The following is an 8,190-nucleotide window of genomic DNA, read 5'->3' as shown; positions in this document are numbered from 1 at the left end:
CATAACCACATTTGCAACTCCGTCTATAACAGGCGGAAAAGAATCATTCAATAAGCAGATGTTCATGGCAATTACCTCACTCTAACTAATATTATCGAGCAGGTTTTTCACCTGTGCAAGTCAAAAAAGACCGGAGACGTTACCTTCGTCTCCGGCCTGTGCCGAGTCTGTTTAGTTATCAATTGATCTCATCAGAAGAGCCATCTTTCTTGACTACTTCAAGTTTGCATCCCAGTCCGAATGCTGCAACCGCTGCAGCGATCAGTGCCCAGGGGATTGTGGCAAATCCGACGATTCCTCCCCACGATTCCGATGTTAACGGGAACGCTAAAGACAACCTCTTGGTCTTTGCGAATCTGGATTCTGTCTACATTGCCTTCCTTAACCTTCTTTTTGAGCTTCTCAACAGCAGCTTTTGCTTCCTCACCTATATCGATGGTATCCTTTGTGATTAGCTTTATTGCTTCATCCGCATCGCCGTCTGATTTAAGAAGGGCCTCCTTGGCGACTTTGTACTCGACTCCCGTCTGTTCCATTACTTTTTCAACGTCTTCTAATCTGATTTCCATAACCTGTTCTCCTTTCAACAAATTACTTCAATTAACATCTATATTTAAGAGGTTGAAATAAGTATATCGCTGACTGATACCTGCTTACATAGCACATTGTCGGAAAAAGAACTGTCTATTTCCCCAAATTTGCGAATTAACCCTTTACGCTGCCTGCAATAACACCTTCAATGATGTATTTCTGCCCTATCAGATAGAAGATAAGAACAGGCAGAACGCCTAAGAAGAAGTCCCGCCATCATAGGCGCATACTTCAGCTGAATGATTGGTCAAAATGTCTTGATGGAAATTTGCCAGTGTCTTGGTGTCCACTTTTTGTAAGGAATAAGCTGGACATCAGGAAATCATTTCCATACACCCATGGCGGACAAAAACAGTAACGGTGATAATGATTGGCTTCAATAGCGGCATGATGATATGGAAAAAATGTCCTTGTGAAACCACATCCGTCTATAAGCGCTGCCTCTCATCAAGCTCAGAGGGAATTCCTTCCACGAAGCCCGAATACAGAAATACCGCAAAGGGTATATTAAGTCCCCACCGCAATATAAGCAACCATCATCAGATTGTTGGAAAAACCCAGAACTCCGGCATATATCCTTACAAGGGGTATCATATATACCTGAAAAGGAGCCACCATGGATGCCAGAAATGCCATGATATGATCTTGTTGATCTTCCACTTCCTTCTGGCAAAAAGATATCCTGTCATAGCCGAAACTATCATGTTTACCACTACTGCAGTCACTGTAATGGCTGCAGTATTAAACAGTGATTTGCCAAAGTTCATTCTGTCTATTGCCGTGATGAAGTTATCAACATTAAAACTTTGCGGAAGTGCAAAAGGATTCTTCAAAACTCTGCTGTAGGCTTGAAGGAATTCACTACAAGCATATAGAAAGGCACCATGAACAATATAAGTACTACCAGTGTTATGGCGAAGGTTATGCTTTTTTCTGTTTCTTTCTGCTCTCATGCATCAACCTTCCCTTTCCTTGTAAAGTAAACCTGAAGCAGTGATATGATCGCCACGATCACAAACAGCACAATGGCCTGAGCCTGACCTTCACCGAAGTTCATGCTGGTAAATGCTGTCTGATAGATCTTGTAGGCTATAAGTTCTGTGGATTTATACGGTCCGCCTGCAGTCAGTGGACAGGTTAGTGTCAAAGGACATGAAGCATCTTGAGATGGACAGGAATACGCATATCGCGATAGTTCCCCTTATCATGGGAATCTTGATTTTGGTAACTGTCTGCCAGGTTGTAGCTCCGTCAACTCTTGCCGCCTCTAAAAGGTCCGAGGGCACTGCGGTCAGTCCTGCGATATAAATAACCATAAGATAACCGCTCATCTGCCATGCGCTGACAATGATAAGAGCCATCAGGGCTCTGGTTGGATTGGTCAGCCATGAAGTCTGCATCCATGAGATTCCGGTGAATTCACCGAATTTTGTAAGGCCAAATGAGAAAATAAAGTTTCCAAATGTAACCCAGAATAATACCGCCGATGATATTGGGGGTAAAAAAGCCTGTCCTGAATAAGTTCTGTCCCTTAATACCGCTGGTAACCACCAGTGCCAGGATAAAACCCACCAGATTACTTAATATAACCGTAAACAGCGCATATATAACCGTCTTAACGAAGGCGCCCAAAAAGGCAGAATCCGTAAGAATATGTCTGTAATTTTCAAGTCCGATAAAGTTTATGTGAAGTGCTAATCCGTTCCAGTCTGTAAATGTGATCCAGAATCCGTAGATGAACGGAATGATAACAACAGAAAACCAGATCAGAAAAGATGGCAACCCGAATAATGAAAATTCAAGCGCATTTGTGATAGCTCTTTTCCTGCCGTGCATAATTCCTCTCTCCTTGTAATACTTGTAAAAAGAGGGGGAGAGACGCATCCCTCCCCCCAAAAAGTCTGGCTATTAATACTCTCTCTTTTCCTGGTTTGCCCAGTATGCATCAATCTTGTCTGCCAGTGTCTTTCTGTCGCATGCACCTGTCAGGTACTCGCACATGTAAGCGCCGCACTCATACCAGATGTCTGAAGGGCAAAGGCTGGGTGTTCCGTAGAAATCAACTGTTCTGCCGTCTGCAATGTATCCGGCTGTTGAATTTCCAAGAGGGCTCTCGATTGTTGCTGTGCAGTTCTTGAAAGGAAGAGCCTGGCCAAGTCTCTTAGCCTGTACTTCCTGTGAGTAGCTGTCTGATGAGATATACTCGATGAACTTAAGACCTGCAAGCTGCTGTTCCTCTGTGTTCTGGCTTGCATCAATGCAGTAGCCCTTAGCAAAGGATGTAGGAAGATACTGATTTGTAACATCATTTGCATCATCGCTGTGAGGAACAGGCATAAGACCGAACTCTGCGCCGGGCTCTACCAGCTCAGCCATGTATGTCCATGCCCAGTCTCCCATGAACCATGTGCCGCACTTGCCCTCTGCAAGAGCCATAGCATCAAGGTTTACGTCACCAACGAGGGGATCGTTCTTGTTGTAGTTGTACTGTGCCATCATGTCCAGAGTGTCCATGAAGCCATTAAATACGTCATTGTCGATCTCCTTGGTCTCACCGGAGATGATGGAGTTAACGTAATCAACTCTTGCCTTTGTGTCACCGATAGCCTCGCCGTAGGACTGGCAGAGGTAGTGAGCTCCCAGGGACCAGTTAACACCTGTAATACAGGTAGCTGCTACGCCGGTTGCCTCGATCTTGTCAAAAAGATCCTTGAGATCCGATCTTGTCTTGATTGAGCTGGGATCGAAATCTCCGCCTACAGCTGCATCGCATACTGCCTTGTTATAAAGGATACCGATACCTGCTGCGGACATGGGAACCGCATAAACAGTGCCGTTGAAAGTCATGGTTGAAAGAGATGACTCTGTGATGTTGTCAAGCATTGCCTCGCCTGAAAGAGGACGCATTCTCTCCTGGTTCTCCCAGATATTGATGGGATCCATAAGAGACACTGTAGGGCCTTCATTACTGGCATAGAGAGCCATCCACTGCTGGAGCTGATCGTCTCCGGCTGCGATATACTCAACAGTTATTCCGGGATTCTTGCTCTCAAAGTCGGAAATAAGATCCTGATACATATCATCCTTACCGGTCTCGGTGGTGTAGAATGAAATGTTCACTTCTGTAGCTGCAGCTTCGGCTGCGGGAGCCTCTTCTGTTGCTGCAGGTGCTTCCTGCGTAGCAGCAGGCGCATTCTCATCTGTGGTAGCTGCGGGAGCACTTGTGGAAGCATTGCCGCATCCTGTAAGGAGCGTTGCTCCCATTACTCCTGTCATGATTAAACTGATTACTCTTTTCTTCATAAAAAATACCTCCCTTCAAGTGATTTAAGGATAACCCAGGTCACCTGTGGGAGGCTTTGCTTTAATTATCTGCCAAGTTGTCAATTTTTATATCTCTTGAATTGGTGCTTTTTTACCCTGCTTTACCCATTCGGAAGGGGTACATCCAAAGGTCTTTTTAAAGGTCTGGATAAAAGACTTTACATTGGGAAATCCATGGTTTAAGGCACATTCCATAAGACGTACGTTCTCATCTTCCTTCATCTCCTCGACGCAGTTCATAAGCCTGACATTCTGAAGATATTGGTAGAAGTTCCTGCCAACATGCTCCTTGAACATCCTCGAAAGATATGTAGGGGTATAATTGAAATTTGCGGCGACAGAGGAAAGATCCAGCTGATCCATGTAATGCTCGTCAATGTAGTTTATTATGGACTTGATATTAGCATCCCCTTCATGCTCTGTCTTCTCTCCAGAGACTGTTTCATAAACGCAGTTATCCCGAAGAAGATTAAGGAAAGAGAAAACAAGTTCCATTTTCCGCAGGTCATCAACCCCATTTTTCTTATATTCACCGAACTTAATCAGGGTCTGTCTTATCCTGTCAGATGCCGCCTGATTTCCCGGAAGGTCAAACCTTACTCCTTCCCCGATCCATCTGTCCAGAAAACTCTTGGATATCTGCACGCAGATGCCGCCAAAGTGGTCCGTGGGCTCTATCCAATGATTGGAGTGAAGCTCTCCGCTGTTCACAATGCACCAGTCTCCGGGAAGAAGCTGCATGTTTTTGCCGTCTATGTTCATCTTTATCCGGCCTTCTGTTGTAAGGTTAAACTCCACATTCCTATGCCAATGCAACGATGTAAAAATATCAGTTCCATCAAAAGAATGGTTGAAAATCCGAACGGGCACCTGATTATAGATAAATGCCTCGCTCTCGTAGTGCTCTGCCATTTATACTCTCCCCAAGCACAGCTTTTAACTGCCGATCACCGTCTTGATATCTACGCAATCAGCCATTTTTTTGCCTCCACGGCTGTTAGGATGGAGGCCGTCTCCGATATGACAGGGGCCTTGCATGAATCCCGTCTTTGCCGGGTCTGCAACCTCTCTGTCAAAGTCAAAGAATCCATCAATGGACTCACCTTTCCTTATCCAGTCGTTCACTTCGTTTCTTACTTTTTCAAATTTCGGTAACCACGCCTTCGGATAATCTTCATTTCCGCAAGGAGTTATGGTGCCAAAAAATACTTCCGCTCCATTCTCGTGAGCACAATCCGCTATTTTTCTGTATCCCTCGATAATATCCGCTGCGGGAGTACTGCTGTTTTTTACCCTCAAGCTGCACCGGATGCATGATGTCATTGATCCCTATCAACACCATCACAGTATCCACCTCGTCCAGCTCAAAGACATCGCGTTCAAAGCGCTTAACTCCGGCTTCCCCAAAGAAAATGAGTCTTTTCCCTGCTTCAGGCACGAAGGTTGCATCGTCCACCAGCCTGTTGCCGCCAATGCCGCAGTTTATAAAGGACACCCTGCCAAAAAAGCCATCATAAAGCCGTCTCTGCAGTGCATTGGTATAGAAAGACATGTGAGTGATGGAATCACCAAAAGCCGCTACTGTCCTGATATCATCCGAAGCCATCACCTGAACGGCATCAAATCCCGTAAACATCCTCATCATGTGAAAATTCGGGTCATCTTTGATATAAGGTGCAATTACTGCCACAGGAGCCCTGTCGGCATCCAGTCCGTTTGTCACATCTCCTAAAAGCCATTGAACTCTGGCGCCGCCGTCGGCCCAGAAACAGCAGATGGAATCAATATCCTGCCTGCCTTTAAAGTAGATACTTACCACAAGGCGATCTCCGGCCCATACATCATAGTTTATCTCATCGCAAAAGAGTTCCCCGCCCGGAGCAAGGACAACTCCCTGCTTTCCGCCAAAGGTGATATTCTCCACATCGGTAATATAGGGAGATTTCTCCTTCCCAATGGTTGCTCTTTCAATTTTAAGGTCATTTCTGCCGTAGCGGTTTGTAAACCGGATACGCATTCTATCGCCGTCAATATTGCTCTCAAAGGATACCCGCTGAGTCTGATCCATGGCAAAAGCAATATTTTCACCGTATTCGATACTCTGATATTTAAAGACACTTACCCACTTCATACTCCATTTACCTCCATTATCGATTTAAATTATATGAAGAATATATGCGTATGACTTTGCAATTCTTATTGCCGTGGTTGTCATTTTTTATAACCGAATCTATCAGCTTTCATAAATCGAAATAAGTACTCCGCCGGGTTTCCCTTCTACAGTTCCGCTAAGATTGGCTGTTTCAAGCCATTTTAGTGCCTTGCTGTCAGTATAAATAACGGGTGTTGTTTTAACCATCCCGCCCGGCTCCTCTACTTCTCCGTTGTTTTCAATAAAGATCCTGCACCATTCTCCTTCGCTATCTGTTCCTTCCAGGATGTATCTGGCTGAAAGAAGTCTCTTTTCCCCGCTGGGCTCCTTCTGGGTATCTACCCCGCCCGGCAGGATCTTTCCCTTGAAATTAGCGCAGTTACTCTCTCCGTGGAAGAGAATCATGGCAGCCTTGCCCCGGCTGCCGGTCACTTCGATTATCTCGTCAAGCACCACGTCTATGGTCAATACCGCTTCGCTCATACTCACCCTCCGATAGAATCCGGAATAGCCATGCTGTTTCTGGTACCTGCAGGAATTCCGGCAAGGAAAGAAAATGCCGGATCCAGCATCTTTTCCCAGGTATCAAAGTCGTGATTCCCGGCTGTTCCAAAGAAGCTGTAGGGGACCTTCGATGCATCAAGAACGCTCCTGAATTCCTTTACCTGGGAATCCACAGCAATATCTCTGTCTCCGCATCCTATAAAAAGCTCGGGAATATCAGACTTATTCGCCTTAGAATAGCTCCTGTTTATGTTCCATTCGCTGTTTTCAAACTCATCCTTGGAGCCGAACATATTTGCAAACTCATTGCTTCCGAAGCCGCCTCTTTCGGGGTATTCCATAAGAGTATACGGATTGGTAGCCGGAGAAAAAGCCGCAACCTTAGAGAAAACCTCATGGTACCTTAGGCCATTTAGGAGCGCTCCGTATCCTCCCATTGAGATTCCTGCAATGTAGGTGTCTTCTCTTTTGTCAGAAAGGCGGAACATATCTCTGGTTCTATCAATAAGCTCCTCCCCAATAAATCTGCTGTAATTGGCATTTCTTTCGGGATGATCCACATAAAAGGCATTCTGCCCATTGGGGATCACCACAACAAGCCCCTTGAGCTCCGCCTGTTTTCTTATTCCAAGCATGGTGTATATGCTGGGATAGTCTCCGCTGTACCCCGGGAGCAAATACACTGTCCTGTACGGAGGCCGTGCATCAGACCCGAAAGGCCCTCTCTCCGGCATGAATACCGCTGCTGAAACTCCCTGTTTTAAGCTGTCCGACAAAAAATGTATCTCAGAAAAAGACATTTCACCTCTCCTTACATGTTCTCAAGGACCCACTCAACGCCCTTTGTGATATACGCATTCCAGAATTTCCAGTCATGGATTCCGGGGCCCTCTTCATACTTGAAGTTGGCCTCATTCTCTTTAAGAAATCTTCGGAGTATCTGATTGTGCTCATAGAGGAAGTCCTCGGTTCCGATAGCCATGTATATAGGCGGGATCTTAGCCCCGGCCTCCTTGAGCCTTGTGTAGAGAACCTCAGGGTTAGCATCAGACTCTTCAAGAGTATCCAAATCTCCAAATACCTCTCTGTAGTATTCGTAGTTGGCAAGAAGACCCTCGCTTGGATCATCGGGTTTAAGCCCGGCAATCTCGTGAATGACAAGAGCGGATGAAAGAGCCACTATCCCACCGAAGGTCTCCGGATAAGTCAGTGCCGTATGAAGTGCTCCGAATCCACCCATGGAAAGTCCTCCGATAAGAGTGTCTTCTCTTTTATCTGACAGTCCAAAGAGCTTTCTTGTGTACTCCACCACCTCTTTTCCCGCATAGGTGCAGTACTGGCAGCCCGTGGCCTTTCTGTCCAGATAAAAATTGTTGCCTGCAGTGATCATGATAACTGCCATGTTATAAGTAAAAGCGATGTCTTCGGCGATTCCGTTATACTCCCAATCACTCTCATTTCCTGACATTCCATGAAGAAGATACAGTGTCTTCATGGGCCTTTTAAAGCTTTCATTGCCGGCAGTCATAATCTCCGGTACATCATTGGGTATAACATATGCTATATTCACCTGTCCGTTCTGAGCCTGTGAATAGAATCTAAGTCTTCCTGTTGCCATT

General features: G+C 45.6%; 12 protein-coding genes. All 12 read right to left on the bottom strand.

Annotated features, from left to right (window positions below; translation table 11 throughout):
- Positions 1 to 218: 218 nt before the first annotated feature.
- The 12 genes from T456_RS19120 to T456_RS0103710 all read right to left on the bottom strand — a co-directional run bounded on the left by T456_RS19120 (position 219) and on the right by T456_RS0103710 (position 8,189).
- On the bottom strand, positions 219 to 569 hold the full coding sequence (locus T456_RS19120) for a DUF4342 domain-containing protein (RefSeq protein ID WP_024864978.1): 351 nt from the start codon (positions 567 to 569) through the stop codon (positions 219 to 221).
- 612 nt (positions 570 to 1,181) lie between these two features.
- Positions 1,182 to 1,544, bottom strand: a complete 363-nt coding sequence (locus T456_RS21025; protein WP_051464965.1) for a hypothetical protein — start codon at positions 1,542 to 1,544, stop codon at positions 1,182 to 1,184.
- Positions 1,541 to 1,738 carry a hypothetical protein gene (locus tag T456_RS22990; protein WP_242835858.1) on the bottom strand — a complete coding sequence of 66 codons (198 nt, stop codon included), beginning with the start codon at positions 1,736 to 1,738 and terminating at the stop codon, positions 1,541 to 1,543. The genes T456_RS21025 and T456_RS22990 overlap by 4 nt, the downstream gene beginning before the upstream one ends.
- Complete coding sequence (locus T456_RS22985; protein ID WP_242835861.1) at positions 1,698 to 2,042, bottom strand: carbohydrate ABC transporter permease; 345 nt, start codon at positions 2,040 to 2,042, stop codon at positions 1,698 to 1,700. Before T456_RS22985 ends, T456_RS22990 begins: the two co-directional genes overlap by 41 nt.
- The gene (locus tag T456_RS21850; RefSeq protein WP_081748977.1) at positions 2,011 to 2,427 is read right to left on the bottom strand and encodes a carbohydrate ABC transporter permease; all 417 of its coding nucleotides are present in this window, start codon (positions 2,425 to 2,427) and stop codon (positions 2,011 to 2,013) included. The genes T456_RS22985 and T456_RS21850 overlap by 32 nt, the downstream gene beginning before the upstream one ends.
- Before the next feature lie 72 nt (positions 2,428 to 2,499).
- Positions 2,500 to 3,894, bottom strand: a complete 1,395-nt coding sequence (locus tag T456_RS0103740; RefSeq protein WP_024864847.1) for an ABC transporter substrate-binding protein — start codon at positions 3,892 to 3,894, stop codon at positions 2,500 to 2,502.
- Between the two features lie 87 nt (positions 3,895 to 3,981).
- Entirely contained in the window at positions 3,982 to 4,827 is an 846-nt protein-coding gene (locus T456_RS0103735; protein WP_024864976.1) for an AraC family transcriptional regulator, read from the bottom strand.
- A 24-nt stretch (positions 4,828 to 4,851) separates the two neighbouring features.
- Positions 4,852 to 5,040 carry a hypothetical protein gene (locus tag T456_RS0103730; RefSeq protein WP_024864975.1) on the bottom strand — a complete coding sequence of 63 codons (189 nt, stop codon included), beginning with the start codon at positions 5,038 to 5,040 and terminating at the stop codon, positions 4,852 to 4,854.
- A 49-nt stretch (positions 5,041 to 5,089) separates the two neighbouring features.
- Entirely contained in the window at positions 5,090 to 6,046 is a 957-nt protein-coding gene (locus T456_RS0103725; RefSeq protein ID WP_024864974.1) for an SGNH/GDSL hydrolase family protein, read from the bottom strand.
- A gap of 102 nt (positions 6,047 to 6,148) precedes the next feature.
- Positions 6,149 to 6,550: a DUF3237 family protein gene (locus tag T456_RS0103720; RefSeq protein ID WP_024864973.1), complete on the bottom strand. Its 402-nt coding sequence runs from the start codon at positions 6,548 to 6,550 to the stop codon at positions 6,149 to 6,151.
- Positions 6,551 to 6,552: 2 nt separating this feature from the next.
- Positions 6,553 to 7,371: an alpha/beta hydrolase gene (locus tag T456_RS0103715; protein WP_024864972.1), complete on the bottom strand. Its 819-nt coding sequence runs from the start codon at positions 7,369 to 7,371 to the stop codon at positions 6,553 to 6,555.
- Between the two features lie 11 nt (positions 7,372 to 7,382).
- Positions 7,383 to 8,189 carry an alpha/beta hydrolase gene (locus tag T456_RS0103710; RefSeq protein ID WP_024864971.1) on the bottom strand — a complete coding sequence of 269 codons (807 nt, stop codon included), beginning with the start codon at positions 8,187 to 8,189 and terminating at the stop codon, positions 7,383 to 7,385.
- Between the last annotated feature and the right edge of the window lies 1 nt (position 8,190).

The organism is Butyrivibrio sp. FCS014 (assembly GCF_000526935.1).
Classification (GTDB): Bacteria; Bacillota; Clostridia; order Lachnospirales; family Lachnospiraceae; genus Butyrivibrio.
The sequence above is the reverse complement of the archived record's forward strand: the minus strand, read 5'-3'. Positions and strand labels throughout refer to the sequence as shown.